Source organism: Brevundimonas sp. LjRoot202, assembly GCF_964253355.1.
Taxonomy (GTDB): domain Bacteria; phylum Pseudomonadota; class Alphaproteobacteria; order Caulobacterales; family Caulobacteraceae; genus Brevundimonas.
In genome coordinates, this window is the sequence record NZ_CAXUQW020000001.1 from 554,148 (window position 1) to 568,031 (window position 13,884).

13 protein-coding genes are annotated in these 13,884 nt (G+C 69.2%); 9 read left to right on the top strand and 4 right to left on the bottom strand.

What is annotated here, in order from left to right; translation table 11 throughout:
* Positions 1-41 precede the first annotated feature (41 nt).
* A complete protein-coding gene (locus ACSQ1L_RS03080; protein WP_435991823.1) occupies positions 42-1,595 on the top strand; it encodes a sulfatase family protein in 1,554 nt (517 codons plus the stop codon).
* A 70-nt stretch (positions 1,596-1,665) separates the two neighbouring features.
* Positions 1,666-3,219: an MFS transporter gene (locus ACSQ1L_RS03085; protein ID WP_435991825.1), complete on the top strand. Its 1,554-nt coding sequence runs from the start codon at positions 1,666-1,668 to the stop codon at positions 3,217-3,219.
* A gap of 7 nt (positions 3,220-3,226) precedes the next feature.
* On the opposite strand, the gene thiS is transcribed toward ACSQ1L_RS03085, so the two are convergent.
* A complete protein-coding gene (gene thiS, locus ACSQ1L_RS03090) occupies positions 3,227-3,424 on the bottom strand; it encodes a sulfur carrier protein ThiS (protein WP_435991826.1) in 198 nt (65 codons plus the stop codon).
* A 101-nt stretch (positions 3,425-3,525) separates the two neighbouring features.
* On the opposite strand from thiS, the gene aroQ reads away from it, so the two are divergent.
* From aroQ to aat, 4 genes are all read left to right on the top strand, one after another.
* Entirely contained in the window at positions 3,526-3,993 is a 468-nt protein-coding gene (aroQ, locus tag ACSQ1L_RS03095; RefSeq protein ID WP_435991828.1) for a type II 3-dehydroquinate dehydratase, read from the top strand.
* Positions 3,994-4,012: 19 nt separating this feature from the next.
* A complete protein-coding gene (gene accB / locus ACSQ1L_RS03100; RefSeq protein WP_435991829.1) occupies positions 4,013-4,519 on the top strand; it encodes an acetyl-CoA carboxylase biotin carboxyl carrier protein in 507 nt (168 codons plus the stop codon).
* A 4-nt stretch (positions 4,520-4,523) separates the two neighbouring features.
* A complete protein-coding gene (gene accC, locus ACSQ1L_RS03105; protein WP_435991831.1) occupies positions 4,524-5,876 on the top strand; it encodes an acetyl-CoA carboxylase biotin carboxylase subunit in 1,353 nt (450 codons plus the stop codon).
* A 94-nt stretch (positions 5,877-5,970) separates the two neighbouring features.
* Entirely contained in the window at positions 5,971-6,576 is a 606-nt protein-coding gene (gene aat, locus ACSQ1L_RS03110; protein WP_435992503.1) for a leucyl/phenylalanyl-tRNA--protein transferase, read from the top strand.
* Here aat and ACSQ1L_RS03115 read toward each other — a convergent pair.
* Positions 6,543-7,223, bottom strand: a complete 681-nt coding sequence (locus ACSQ1L_RS03115; protein ID WP_435991833.1) for a DUF2155 domain-containing protein — start codon at positions 7,221-7,223, stop codon at positions 6,543-6,545. The genes aat and ACSQ1L_RS03115 overlap by 34 nt on opposite strands.
* Positions 7,220-7,612 (bottom strand): NADH:ubiquinone oxidoreductase subunit NDUFA12, encoded by a 393-nt coding sequence (locus tag ACSQ1L_RS03120; RefSeq protein WP_435992505.1) that lies wholly within the window; start codon positions 7,610-7,612, stop codon positions 7,220-7,222. Before ACSQ1L_RS03120 ends, ACSQ1L_RS03115 begins: the two co-directional genes overlap by 4 nt.
* A 201-nt stretch (positions 7,613-7,813) precedes the next feature.
* Between ACSQ1L_RS03120 and ACSQ1L_RS03125 the strand changes: the two genes are divergently transcribed.
* The 3 genes from ACSQ1L_RS03125 (at position 7,814) to ACSQ1L_RS03135 (ending at position 11,757) form a co-directional block, all read left to right on the top strand.
* Positions 7,814-10,216 (top strand): TSCPD domain-containing protein, encoded by a 2,403-nt coding sequence (locus ACSQ1L_RS03125; protein ID WP_435991835.1) that lies wholly within the window; start codon positions 7,814-7,816, stop codon positions 10,214-10,216.
* A gap of 65 nt (positions 10,217-10,281) precedes the next feature.
* A complete protein-coding gene (locus tag ACSQ1L_RS03130; protein WP_435991837.1) occupies positions 10,282-10,773 on the top strand; it encodes a pentapeptide repeat-containing protein in 492 nt (163 codons plus the stop codon).
* Between the two features lie 75 nt (positions 10,774-10,848).
* Positions 10,849-11,757 carry a pentapeptide repeat-containing protein gene (locus tag ACSQ1L_RS03135; protein WP_435991839.1) on the top strand — a complete coding sequence of 303 codons (909 nt, stop codon included), beginning with the start codon at positions 10,849-10,851 and terminating at the stop codon, positions 11,755-11,757.
* 35 nt (positions 11,758-11,792) lie between these two features.
* Here the strand turns inward: ACSQ1L_RS03135 and aspS are convergent, their stop codons facing one another.
* Complete coding sequence (gene aspS / locus ACSQ1L_RS03140) at positions 11,793-13,574, bottom strand: aspartate--tRNA ligase (RefSeq protein ID WP_435991841.1); 1,782 nt, start codon at positions 13,572-13,574, stop codon at positions 11,793-11,795.
* Positions 13,575-13,884 lie beyond the last annotated feature (310 nt).

A 13,884-nucleotide genomic window follows, 5' to 3' on the forward strand; every position in this document is an offset into this window, starting at 1 on the left:
CTGCCCTCAAACGCGGCGTCGAGACCGCCAGGGAGGAACGCTTGAGCCTGTTCACACACCGACGCCACGTGCTTCAGGGCATGACCGGCCTGGCCGCCCTGACCGCCGCCGGCTGCGCCACCACCACGCGCGCCCGGCCGCGTGGCGACCGCCCGAACATCATCTTCATCATGACCGACGACCACGCCCAGTCGGCGATGTCGGCCTATGGCAACCAGATCCTCAAGACTCCGAACCTCGACCGCATCGGGGCCGGGGGCGTCCGCTTCGAGAACGCCTTCGTCACCAATTCCCTGTGCCTGCCAAGCCGCGCCACCTATCTGACCGGCCTCTACTCCCACGCCCATGGGATGGTCACCAACGGGGCGGAGTCGAACTTCAACAACGAGCCGCTGCTGAACCACGAGGCCACCTGGCCGATCATGCTGCGCAAGGCCGGCTATCACACCGGCGTCGTCGGCAAGTGGCACGTCAACACGCCTCCGCAGGGCTACGACTACTCCGCCGTGCTCCCGGGCCAAGGCCAGTACTTCAACCCGCCGCTCGACGTGCAGGGCGTTCGCACCCGCGGCCAGGGTCATACCGATGACGTCATCGGCGAACTGGCGATGGGCTTCGTGCGCGACCGGCCGAAGGACTCGCCCTTCGCCCTGCTGTTCCAGTTCAAGGCCCCGCACCGCGGCTGGGAACCGGCCGAACGCTTCAAATCAGCCTTCGCCGACATCGACATCCCGCCGCCGCCGACCTTCATGGAGGACATCGCCAGCCGGCCCCGGGCCATCCGGGCGGCCGACCTGCTGATCGCGGACATGCCCGATTATCGCAACCGCGGCGTGCGGGCCGACATGCCCCAGGAGGAGCGGGCGCGCCTGAACTACCAGTACTTCATCAAGGACTATTATCGGGTCCTGCTGGGGGTGGACGAGAACGTCGGCAAGATGCTGGACATGCTCGACCGCGAAGGCCTGAGCGAGAACACCGTCATCGTCTACACCACCGACAACGGCATGTTCCTCGGCGACCACGGCATGTTCGACAAGCGGCTGATGTACGAACAATCGATCAAGGTTCCGATGCTGGTGCGCCACCCCGCCTCGATCGCCCCGGGCCAAGTCAACAGCGAGCAGATGGTCCTCAACGTCGACGTCGCCCCGACCTTCCTCGACTACGCGGGCCTCGAACGCGATCCGCACATGCACGGCCGCAGCTGGAAGAACGTCGTCGCCGGTGCGGCGCCCGCCGATTGGCGCCAGGACTTTCTCTACCAGTATTTCGAATTCCCGGCCGCCCACTGCGTTCGCCCGCATCGCGGCGTGCGCGACCGTCGCTGGAAGCTGATCCACTGGGAGCTGCCGGACGAGTGGGAGCTGTACGATCTGCAGTCCGACCCCAACGAGCAGACCAACCTCGCCGGCAAGCCCGAACACACCGCCGAGGAGGCCCGCCTCAAGGACCGGCTCGCCGCCCTCAGGCAGGAGGTCGGCGACGGCGACCTGCCCGGCTATGCTCCGGCCGATCCGGACGACATGCGTTTCGGCGGCTATGGCCTGCCCAACGAGGAGGCCCCGACCTGCCGGGCGCTGCCCCCCGAGTGAACGCTCTCGACGGACCGGCGGCCCGACGCTAGGTCGGGATTGCCGGACGCGCCGGAACGGGGGACCTGTCTTGACCATCGCCAGAGTTTTCGGCGACCGCCGCCACGCCTGGGCCTTCTGGCTCGGCTGCCTGATCGTGACCGCCGGCGTGGCCCTGCATCTGCCCATGTACTGGATGGGCCGCCACATGGGCTTCCGGCTCGTCGGCATGCCGATGGACGCGGGCATGTGGTGGGGGATGGCCCTGATCCTCGTCGGCATCGCCCTCACCGCCTTCGGCCTGCTCCCGGCGCACAAGGGCGACGACACGCCGCTCGAGGTGCTGGCCCCGCCCGAGGACGCCCCCCTGACGGCCGCCCACTGGGGCATGTGCGCCCTGCTCTCCGTCGCCCTGATCGTCGACATCATGAAGCCGGCCAGCCTCGGCTTCGTCACCCCGGGCATGCTCGAGGAATACGGGCTGACGACGGCCATGGTCGCTATCCTGCCCTTCGCCGCCCTCGCCGGCACCGTCGTCGGCTCCTTCGTCTGGGGTTGGCTGGCCGACATCTACGGCCGCCGCGCCTCGATCCTCCTGTCCTCGGTGATGTTCGTCGGCACCTCGATCTGCGGGGCCATGCCGGATTTCTGGTGGAACGTCGGCATGTGCTTCCTGATGGGCGCGGCGGCTGGCGGCCTGTTGCCCGTCGCTTACGCCCTGCTGGCCGAGATCATGCCGACCCGACACCGCGGCTGGGCGCTGGTGCTGGTGGGCGGCATCGGCGCCATCGGCGGCTATTTCGCCGCCAGCGCCCTGTCCGCCTGGCTGCAGCCGTTCTGGAGCTGGCGGGTCATGTGGTTCCTCAACCTGCCCACCGGCCTTATCCTGATCGCCCTCAGTCCGCTGCTGCCGGAATCGGCTCGCTTCCTCCAGCATGTCGGGCGTGGCGAAGAGGCCCGCGCCATGCTGGCCCGCTTCGGAACCCGCGTCCGCACTGCGGTCGCCGAGCCGGTCCGCGAAAGCCACTCCCACCTGCCGCCGGTCGACCGCCGTCACATGGCCATCACCATCGCGCTGACCCTCGCCGCCCTGGCCTGGGGCTTGGTCAATTTCGGCATCCTGCTCTGGCTGCCAAGCGCCCTTGTGGCCGAGGGACGCAGCGTCGAGGCCGCCTCGGCCCTAATCGCCAAATCCACCCTGATCGCGGCCCCTACCATCCTGCTGTCGGTCTGGCTCTACAGCGCCTGGAGCACCCGCGGCGCGCTGGCCCTGATGCTGGGGATCACGGCTACGGGCCTGTTCGGCCTGCTGCTGCGCGGCATGGGCGTGGAGTTCCTCGCCAATCCGGTCGGGCCCCTCGCCCTGTTGATCGTCGGCTCCAGCGGCGTGATCGCGATCATCCTGCCCTATACGGCGGAGAACTATCCGCTCCGCATCCGCGGCCGCGCTACGGGTTGGATCGCCGGCTGCAGCAAGCTCGGCGGCCTGCTGGCGCAAGGCTTGAGCGTGCTGGCCGCCGCGCCGCCGTTGGCCGCCGCCGCCGCCGTGGTCGGCGCCCTCGCCGTGCTGGCGCTCAGCCTCATCGCCCTCCTCGGCCGCGAAACCCGCGGCCGCGACCTGCGTGACCTGGAGGAACCGGGCTAGGAAAGGTTCAGCCGCCGCCCACGAACTGGACCACCTCGAACCGGTCCCCGTCGGCCACCGGCGTGGCGCCGTGCAGCGACCTCGGCACGATCTCCAGATTTCGCTCGACCGCCACCTTCCGGACGTCCAGCCCGAGTTCCTCCACCAGCGCCAGAACCGTCGCCGCCACGACCTCCCGCGGTTCTCCATTGACCTGAATACGCATGACGCTACGTCAATCTCTCCGGCGGGTGGTTTGATTACCGCCACGCCTCAGCTAAAAGGCCGCTCCGAATCCGCGCGGCCGGATGTCATAACCTCGAGCGAATGCCCGACACCCCCGTCCTCTACGTCCTGAACGGTCCGAACCTCAACCTGCTTGGGGTGCGCGAGCCGGACATCTATGGGCGCGAGACCCTCGAGGACGTGCGGGCCCTGTGCGAACGGGCCGCCGACGGAGCCGCCGTGGTCTTCCGCCAGACCAACCACGAAGGCGAACTGATCGACTGGGTCCACGAGGCGCGCGAGAAGGCCTCGGCCCTGGTCATCAACCCGGCCGGCTATGGGCACACCTCCGTGGCCCTGCTGGACGCCCTGAAGACCCTGAGCGTTCCGATCGTCGAATGCCACCTGTCCAATCCGGCGGCGCGCGAGCGCTTCCGCCACCGCTCCTATGTTTCGCCGGTCGCGGCCGGTGTGGTTTCGGGCTTCGGCCCGTTCAGCTACGAACTGGCGGTCAAGGCCGCTCTCCGGCTGGCGCAGGAACACCGCGCCGCCGCCGGCCGTTCGGTTTAGAAGGTAACAAGAGGCTCCCATGGCCGATCCCAAGACGTCCGCGCCCAAGCTCAAGAACGACGAGATCGACACCGCCCTGGTGCGGTCGCTCGCCGACATCCTGAACGACACCGACCTGACCGAGATCGAGGTCGAGCGCGGCGATCTGAAGATCCGCGTCGCCCGCGAGGTGACCATGGCCGCGCCGGTGCAATACGCCCCGGCCGCCGCGCCCGCGCCCATGGCAGCCGCCCCGGCCGCGCCTCAGGCCGCGATGCCCTCCGATCCGGCCACCATCGTCGCCCGCTCGGGTGAAGAGGTGAAGTCGCCGATGGTCGGCACCGCCTACCTGCAGGCTTCGCCCGAGGCGCCGCCCTTCATCGCGCCGGGCGACAAGGTCAAGAAGGGCCAGACCCTGCTGATCGTCGAGGCCATGAAGACGATGAACCCGATCCAGGCCCCGCGCGACGGCGTCGTCAAGGAAGTCCTCGTCGGTGACGCCCAGCCGGTCGAGTTCGGCGAGCCCCTCGTCCTGCTCGAGGCGTAAGCCCATGTTCACCAAGGTCCTGATCGCCAACCGCGGCGAAATCGCCCTGCGGATTCACCGCGCGTGCAAGGAGATGGGCATCTCCACCGTCGCCGTGCACTCGGAAGCCGACCGCGGCGCCATGTGGGTCCGGCTGGCCGACGAGAGCGTCTGCATTGGTCCGGCCCCCGCGGCCAAGTCGTATCTGAACATCCCCTCGATTATCGCGGCGGCCGAGATCACCGGCGCCCAGGCGATCCATCCCGGCTACGGCTTCCTCTCCGAAAACGCGCGCTTCGCCGAGATCGTCGAAGCCCATGGCATGACCTTCATCGGGCCCAAGCCCGAGCACATCCGCATCATGGGCGACAAGATCACCGCCAAGCAGACGGTGCTCGAAGCCGGCATCCCCTGCGTGCCCGGCTCGGCCGGCGAGGTCGAGACGGTCGAGGCGGCGGTCAAGGCGTCCAAGACCATCGGCTTCCCGCTGATCGTCAAGGCGGCGGCCGGCGGCGGCGGGCGCGGCATGAAGGTCGCGCTGACCGCGGACGACCTGGTCGAGGCCGTGCAAACGGCGCAATCGGAAGCGCAGGCCGCCTTCGGCAACGGCGCCGTCTACATGGAGCGTTACCTCCAGAAGCCCCGCCACATCGAGCTTCAGGTCATCGCCGACAGCCACGGCAACGTCGTCCATCTCGGGGAACGCGACTGTTCATTGCAGCGCCGCCACCAGAAGGTGATGGAAGAGGCCCCCTCGCCCGCCCTGTCGGCCGTCGAGCGCGCCCAGATCGGCCGCACCGTCAACGAGGCCATCGGCAAGATCGGCTACCTCGGCGTCGGCACTATCGAATTCCTCTGGGAGGACGGCGAGTTCTTCTTCATCGAGATGAACACCCGGCTGCAAGTCGAGCATCCGGTTACGGAAATGATCACCGGCGTCGATCTGGTGCGCGAGCAGATCCGCATCGCCGCCGGCCTGCCGCTGTCGTTCAAGCAGGAGGATGTGCATTTCGAGGGCCACGCCATCGAGTGTCGCATCAACGCCGAGAACGCCGAGACCTTCACCCCCTCGCCCGGCACGATCACCGACTTCCACGCCCCCGGCGGCCTGGGCGTGCGGCTGGATAGCGCCATCTACGCCGGCTATTCGATCCCACCCTATTACGACAGCCTGATCGGCAAGCTGATCGTCCACGGTCGCGACCGCGAGGAGTGCATCGCGCGCCTGAAGCGTTCGCTGGGCGAGATGGTCGTCGGCGGCATCGACACCACCATCCCCCTGTTCCAGAAGCTGCTGCAGGAGCCCGACATCCTGTCCGGCGACTACGACATCCACTGGCTGGAACACTGGGCCAAGCGCCAGAAGGGCGACGCCTGACCTGGTGGATGAGCCCGGCTTCAGCGCCAGCGGTCCTTTCGGCGGCTTCGGTCCCGATCAACTCCTGAATTGCTACGCAACCGGCGTCTTCCCCATGGGCGAGGCGCGGGACGACCCCCGCATCTTCCTCGTCGAGCCGGAACAGCGGGGGATCATTCCGCTGGACGGGTTCCAGATACCCAGCCGGCTCAGGCGGACCGTTCGGAGCGAGGCGTTCGAGGTCCGGGTCGACACCGCCTTCGCCGCCGTGCTGGACGCCTGCGCCGCGCCCGCTCCGGGGCGGGAAGACAGTTGGATCAACGGGCCGATACGGCGCCTCTACGCCGAGTTGAACGCTCGGGGCCACGCCCATTCAGTCGAGTGCTGGACTGGTGAGCGCCTCGTCGGAGGCCTCTACGGCGTCACCCTCGGCGGGGCGTTCTTCGGCGAGAGCATGTTCAGCCGCGAGCGCGACGCCTCGAAGGTGGCCCTGGTGCATCTGGTGGCGCGGCTCAAGCGCGGCGGATGGCGGCTGCTGGACGCGCAGTTCCTGACCGCGCACCTCACCCAGTTCGGGGCCGTGGAGACGCCGCAGGCCACCTACCTTGAGCTATTGACGACGGCACGGGAGGTCCGCCCCGACACACGGTCGCTGTTCGAGCCGATGACCGGCCCGGAGGCCGTGTTCTACGCCCTGCAGCCGACCACCCAGGCGTCATAGATCGGGTGCTGCAGCCCGCTGACGGCGGGCGCTGAAGCGAACATCCAGCCGCGGAATATCTGGCGGGGCTCCGATGCCTGCAGGACCCCCCGCGGCTGAAGGCTGACCTCCAGATAGGCGATCGAGTCCTCGACCAGTTCATCTGACGCGGAGACCTCGCAGGCCCGGGCTGTGAAGATCAGGGTCTTCTGGAAGCGAACCGGGCGACCGCCGACCTCGACCTCGAACCGCATCGTTTCGGCGGTGATCTTGTCCACGGCCTCGACAATGGCGACGCGTCGCCGCTGACGGCGTCCGGGAGGGGCCGCCGGTTCGGTCGGGACCTCGACGCGCTCCTCCGTCTCCTCCTCCGCGTCCTCGACCTCATCCTCTTCGTTCGACGGCTCTTCTGCGATGACGATCACCGGAGCCGGCGGCGTTATGGCGACGGGCCGGGCCGGCGCGGGCTCCGCCTCGGGAGCCGGCTCCTGCGGCACGGGTTGCGCAGGCGGCGCCGGCGGTGTCGGCTGGCGGTTCAGCTCGGCGGTCGGGTTCTGCACCGGCTGGGCGTCCTGCGGCAGGTCATTCAGCGCCGAGGCGACCACCGCGCCCGACGCGAGCAGCGCCACGGCGGTGAAGCCGGCCACGATCGCCCCCTTGCGGGTCATTCCGGCCGCCACGCTTCGTAGTCGCCGGTGGCGGCGGGACGCCGGCCCTCGGCGGCGAGCGACCCCTGCGGCCGCCAGGCCATGGGGGTGCCGGTCAGGTTCGGCAGGTGATCCTTCTCCCACGACCGTCGCGGCAGCGGATGCTCGGTGGGCGGTTCGTCGTAGGTGTAGTGCAGCCAGCCGTGCCAGTCGGGCGGCACCTTCGAGGCGTCGGCGTAGCCGTTGTAGACCACCCAACGGCGGCGGCGGCCGTCATAGCTGGTGGTGTCGCGCGACTGATAATACCGGTTTCCGAACTCGTCGGTGCCGACCGGCTCGCCGCGCTTGGCGATCGTGAACAGCGTGCCGAGGGTCGCGCCGCTGGTCCAGCCGAAGATCTTGCCTAGCACGTCGGAAATCCACTCATTCAGGTCGCGCAGGGAGGCTGGCGACGTCGACGCGATCATAGAAAGCTCCGGGCGACCCGTCCAGCGTGGCGCGGCGTCATCGCAACTCAACATCTTGGGGGTAACCTCACCTCGAGACGCCAGATTTATTGCGAAAGCCGCAAGGAGGGCTAGCATCGGCTCCAGCCTCGTCGAGACCGTCGCATGCGCCCGCCGTTCCGCTTCGCCCTGCTTGCCGCCCTTGCCCGTCGTTCCCGGCGCGAGATCGAACGCGCGGACCGGCTCACCACGGTCCGCGCTCCGGAAAACTGGCCCGACGCCCAGGTCGAGGCATGGCTGGACTGGGCCGAGGCGGAGGGCTTCGATCTGGGCGGGGACGACCCGTTGGCCGAGGCCGCCGGCCGCTTCGCCGGGCAGCTGGGACTAGAAGGCGCGGCGGCGGACGAAGTCAGGGCGACGCTGCTGCTGGGCCTCGCAACACCCGCCGCGCCTGTCGCCACCGCGCCGGGCCGTCTGGATCTGTCCGATCCCGCCGCGGGCAAGCGGCTGAGCGACGAAATGGCCGTTCGCCGCGCCGCCAGGCTCGCCGCGAACGCCGTCGAGGCTGTCGCCGCCTCGCTCCACGCCGTCGCCGACGCAGTCAGCCGCTGCGAAGGGCCGCCGGGAGACTGCGCCGACCCCTCACGCAATCCGGCCCTGGCGCGCGCGGCCCTGGCGGCGCGCCGGACCGGCGCGACCGACGCCGACATCCTCCGCGCCATCGCCGGCGAGCCGTTCGAGGTTAGCCCCCTCGCCGCACCGATCCTCCCGCCGATGGTGGCTCTGGCGGACCGTGACCTGATCGCCGCCGGGGCGCCTGTCGCGGTTCAGGCCGCCGGGGCGGCGATGGACGGGGATCTGATCGTGACCTTCGAGGCCGAGGCCGCCGAGGCCCTGACGGAGATCTCGGCCGCACCCGCCGTGTTGCTGTCCCTGCCCATGCTGCATGCGCTCGCGGGCGAGCAGTTCGGCGCGGCGTTCTCCGCCATGGTGGGGCTGTGGTCGCAGGCCTACGCGGATGTTCCGTTCTCCCTCGGCCTGGGAGGCCTCGCCGACCTGGCGCTGTGCGGCGATTTCGAAGAGGCCGAGGCCCTGGCCGCCGATCTGGCGGAACTGGCGGCGGAGCATGGGGCGTCGTCGGGACTGTTCGTCGATGACGCGGAGGCGAGCCTGCGGCTGGGCCTGACGCCCCTGGCCGCGGCGGAGGTGTTCGAAACCCGCGACGGCGAGATGGCGCGGCGCCTGCGGCCCTCGCTGGCGCAGGCGATCATGGCGGCGGGCGGCGAGATCGAATCCGCCGAGCGCCATCTGCTGGGGCGAAGGACGCTGGCCGGGGCGCCCGGCGTCGACCACATGGCCCTTCGCGCCCGCGGCCTCACCGACCTGGAGCTGGAAGCGATCGAGACCGCGCTGGCCCAGGTGCAGCGGCTGGAAGACGCTTTCCGCGCCCCGGTCCTGGACGCGGGCTTTGTCCGGGACGTGCTGGGCGTCGAGGATGGCGGCGACGGCGAGCTCCTGATCCGCCTCGGCTTCACGCCGGACGCCGTGGCGGAGGCCCAGGCCTGGGCCTTCGGGCACGGCGACCTGTCCACCTGGGCCGACGCGCCGGAGATTCTCCGGCCGGTGCTGGCGGACCCCGCCGCCCTCGAGGTCCGGCTCCGCGGCATGCTTGAGGCCGCCAGCGCCGCGCCGGACACGGCGGCGACGCCGCTCGACTGGCGCGCCACCCCCGCCCAGGCTGTCCGCCTTCTCGGCGACGCGGCCCGCGCAGGACGCCGCGCCATACGTCTGCGGCGCGGCCCCGCCCCTTCCGGCCCGTTGCTGGACTTGCCGGAAGCCGAGGCGCCCCGCGAGCGCCGGCGGGAGCCTGAGACCCGGGCCGTGGAACGGGTGGTCGAAAAGGTCGTCGAGCGCGACCGCACGCGCCGCAAGCTCCCGGACCGCCGCAAGGGCTACATCCAGAAGGCCGCGGTGGGCGGCCACAAGGTCTACATCCACACCGGCGAGTACGACGACGGCGAGCTCGGCGAGATCTTCATCGACATGCACAAGGAAGGCGCCGCCTTCCGGTCCTTGATGAACAATTTCGCCATCGCGATCTCGATCGGCCTGCAGTACGGCGTGCCGCTGGACGAGTTCGTGGACGCCTTCGTCTTCACCCGGTTCGAGCCGGCGGGACGGGTCACCGGCAACGATTCCATCAAGTCGGCGACCTCGATCCTCGACTACATCTTCCGCGAGCTGGGCGTGTCCTATCTGGACCGTCACGAACTCGCCAACGCCGATCCCGAGGGGCTGAACGCGGACGGTCTCGGCGGCGGCGCAGGCGATGACGGCCCGCCCGAGGCGGTGCCGGCGGCGCGGTTCATCTCCAAGGGCTTTGCGCGGGGCGCGGCGCCGGACAATCTGGTCGTGCTGCCGTTCGGACAGAAGCGGGAGCCCCAACTGGCCGCGACCTCGGCCAGCGAAGCCACCGCCTGCCCGGAATGCGGCGACTTCTCGCTCCAGCATCGTGGCGCGGGCTGGATCTGCGACACCTGCGGCGCCGCCCCGTCCATGCAGGGATAATCAACGATTATCCGCCAGTGTGGCGTGGGACTTGCACCGCAGGGTGCGAGACACGGAGCCCGCCCATGAAGCCGATCCTGACCGCCGTCGTCATTCTCGCCACCGCCACAGCGGCCCTACCCGCCGTGGCCCAGAACGCGGGTCAGATCGCCCGGGTGCGCGGCGGCGCCAGCTGCGCCGGCTGCAACCTGTTCCAGGGCGATTTATCGGGCCTCCAGGCCCGGGGATTGAACCTGAACGGGGCGCGACTGAGGCAGGCCAACCTGAGCCTCGCCGTCATGAACCGCACGCGCTTCTCCAACGCCGACCTGCGCGACGTGGACGCCTATGGCGGCGTCTTCTCCGGCTCCAGTTTCGCCGGCGCGAACCTGACCAACGCCAGCTTCGTCGGGGCCTATCTGGACGGCGCGAATTTCAGCGGCGCGACCCTCAGCGGGACGAATTTCGCGGGCGCTTCGCTCGAGCGGGCCACGGGCTTGAGCCAGAGCCGCCTCAATCAGGCGTGCGGCGACGAGGCCACCCAGCTGCCGGCCGGCCTGACCATCCCACACTGCTGATCCGGTCCCGACGCCGCCCTGCACCTTACCGCGATTTAAGTAGGGTTTGCCGGGGTTTGAAGGCAGAACAGCAACGTGACCCAGATCGCTTCGCCCCTGATCCGCCGCCTCACAACCGCCAGTCTGGCCGCGGGCGCCGCCATGGCCGCCCTGATGGCCACGCCGGCCGCGGCCGAGATTCGGCTGCAGTACGGGCTCCAGGATCGCGACGTGGCGCGGATGGTCTCGCTGGGCGGCTCCTGCAACCGATGCGAACTGTCCGGCCGGGACCTGACCGGAGCCGCCTTCCATGGCGCGACCTTCACCAACGCCACCCTGGTCGGGTCCGACCTGCGCGGGGCCGAACTGATGGGCTCCAACTTCTCCGGCAGCGACTTCAGCCGCGCCGACCTGGACGGCGCGACGCTGGTGGGCGCGAATTTCACCGACTCGGACTTCAGCCGCGCCAGCCTGTCCGGCGTCGATGCTTCGGGGGCGACGATGGTTCGCACCCGGTTCGCCAACGCCGACCTGTCGGGCGCGCAGCTGGTCAGCGTCAACCTGAACGGCGCAATCCTGAGCGGATCCGATGTCAGCGGCGCCGAGATGGTGGCGGTGACCCTGGCCAATGTCAGCGCGCGCGGCACGGACTTTTCAGGGTCCGACATCAGCATGTCGAACCTGTCCAACGGCGACTTCCGCGGGGCTGACTTCTCGGGCGCGACGCTGAACGGGGCGCGGCTGACCGGCGGCTCCTTCGTCGGCGCGGACTTCGAGGACGCCGAGATGAATCGGGCCGACATCCGCGGCACGGACCTCTCGCGCACGCACGGGCTGACCCAGGAGCAGGTCGGGCGGGCCTGTGGCGACGCCGGCACCCGCCTGCCCCGCAATCTGAGCGCCCGGGCGTGCCGGGTCTCGAGCCTGCGGATCACGCCGCCCCGGCCGCCCGCCCCGCCGACTCCGCCCCGCCGCCGCAACCTCGTGGTCGCCAGCAGCGACTAGAAATCCAGGCCCCGCTCCGGCGGGGCCTTTTTCGTTCAGCCCTTCAGCGGCAGGGCCGGACGGATGTGCAGTTCCTTGTACTGGCGCTCGGCCGCATCCGACGGCGCGCTCATCAGCAGATCCTGGCCCTGCTGATTCAGCGGGAAGGCGATGACCTCGCGGATGGCGGTTTCGCCGGCCAGCAGCATGACGATGCGGTCGATGCCGGGGGCCAAGCCGCCGTGCGGGGGCGCGCCGTAGCGGAAGGCGTTGAGCATGCCGCCGAACTGGTCCTCGACCACCGAAGCGTCGTAGCCGGCGATCTCGAAGGCCTTGAGCATGATCTCGGCCTTATGGTTCCGGATCGCGCCCGAGCACAGCTCATAGCCATTGCAGACGATGTCGTACTGGTAGGCGAGGATATCGAGCGGGTCCTTGGTCTCCAGCGCCTCCAGCTCGCCCTGCGGCATCGAGAAGGGGTTGTGCGAGAAGTCGACCTTCTTCTCTTCCTCCGACCATTCGAACATCGGGAAGTCGACGATCCAGCAGAAGCGGAATTCGTCGTCGGAAATCAGGTTGAGGTCCTGGCCCAGCTTGATGCGGGCGTTGGCGGCGAACTTGTGGAACACGCCCGGGTCGCCGGCGGCGAAGAAGGCGGCGTCGCCCTGCCCCATGCCCAGCGCCTTCATCAGGCCGTCGGTCGCCTCGGCGCCGAGGTTTTTGGCGATCGGACCACCCCAGGCGCCCTGGTCCTCGGACCAGAAGATGTAGCCGAGGCCCGGCTGGCCCTCGCCCTGGGCCCAGGAGTTCATGCGATCGCAGAAGGCGCGGCTGCCGCCCTTGGGCGCGGGGATGCCCCACACCGCGTTCTTCGTGTCGGCCGCGAGGATCTTGCTGAACAGTCCGAAGCCGCCGTCGCGGAAATGCACCGAGACGTCCTGCATCTCTATCGGATTGCGCAGGTCCGGCTTGTCGGTGCCGTACTTCGCCATGCTGTCCCGATAGGGGATGCGCACGAAGGGATAGGGGTCGACCTTCTTGCCATCGGCGAACTCCTCGAACACGCCGTGCATGACGGGCTCGATGGCAGCGAAAACATCCTCTTGCGTGACGAAGCTCATCTCGACGTCGAGCTGGTAGAACTCCAGCGAGCGGTCGGCGCGCAGGTCCTCGTCGCGGAAGCAGGGAGCGATCTGGAAATAGCGGTCGAAGCCCGAGACCATCAGCAGCTGCTTGAACTGTTGCGGGGCCTGCGGCAGGGCGTAGAACTTGCCCGGATGCAGGCGAGACGGGACCAGGAAGTCGCGCGCGCCTTCCGGCGACGACGCAGTCAGGATCGGGGTCTGGTACTCGAGGAACCCCTGCCCGACCATGCGCTGGCGGATCGAGGAGATGACCTTCGAGCGCAGCACGATGTTCCGGTGCAGGGTCTCGCGGCGCAGGTCGAGGTAGCGGTGCTTGAGGCGAATGTCCTCGGGGTATTCCGGCTCGCCGAAGACCGGCAGCGGCAGTTCGGCGGCCTCGGACAGCACCTCGACCGACAGGACCCGTATCTCGATCTCGCCGGTCGGCAGGTTCGGGTTCACCACCGAGGCTTCGCGGGCGACGACCTCGCCGTCGATGCGGATGACGCTTTCGGCGCGGATGCGCTCGACCGCCTCGAAACCGGGCGTCTCCGGGTGCAGCACCAGCTGGGTCAGGCCGTAGTGGTCGCGCAGGTCCACGAACAGCAGGCCGCCGTGGTCGCGCTTGCGGTGCACCCAGCCGGACAGGCGGACATTGGAGCCCGCGTCGGCCAAACGGAGGGCGCCGCAGGTGTGGGAGCGGTAGGCGTGCATGGTCGGTTCGTCTTGGAATACGGGCCGGGGAGGCCTCAAATCGGGAGGCCGGAAGGGCGCATTATCCCCCCCGAAAGTCAAGGTTCACCGGGCCGGGATGGTCGAGATGGCAGGGTGGCGCCCGAAAAATGCAATCCGCTCATATGAAGTTGTCAAAGACCGCCGCGACCCGATTTCAGGAAGTGTGGCCGACGGATGCGTCAGTTTCGGTCGCAGGCGCGGCGGCGGGGCGGTCGTCCATTGCTTTCCATGGACTTTCCGGCGAGCGGGACCTCAAGGCGGGACACGCCTGATACAAGCGATCGGTTGG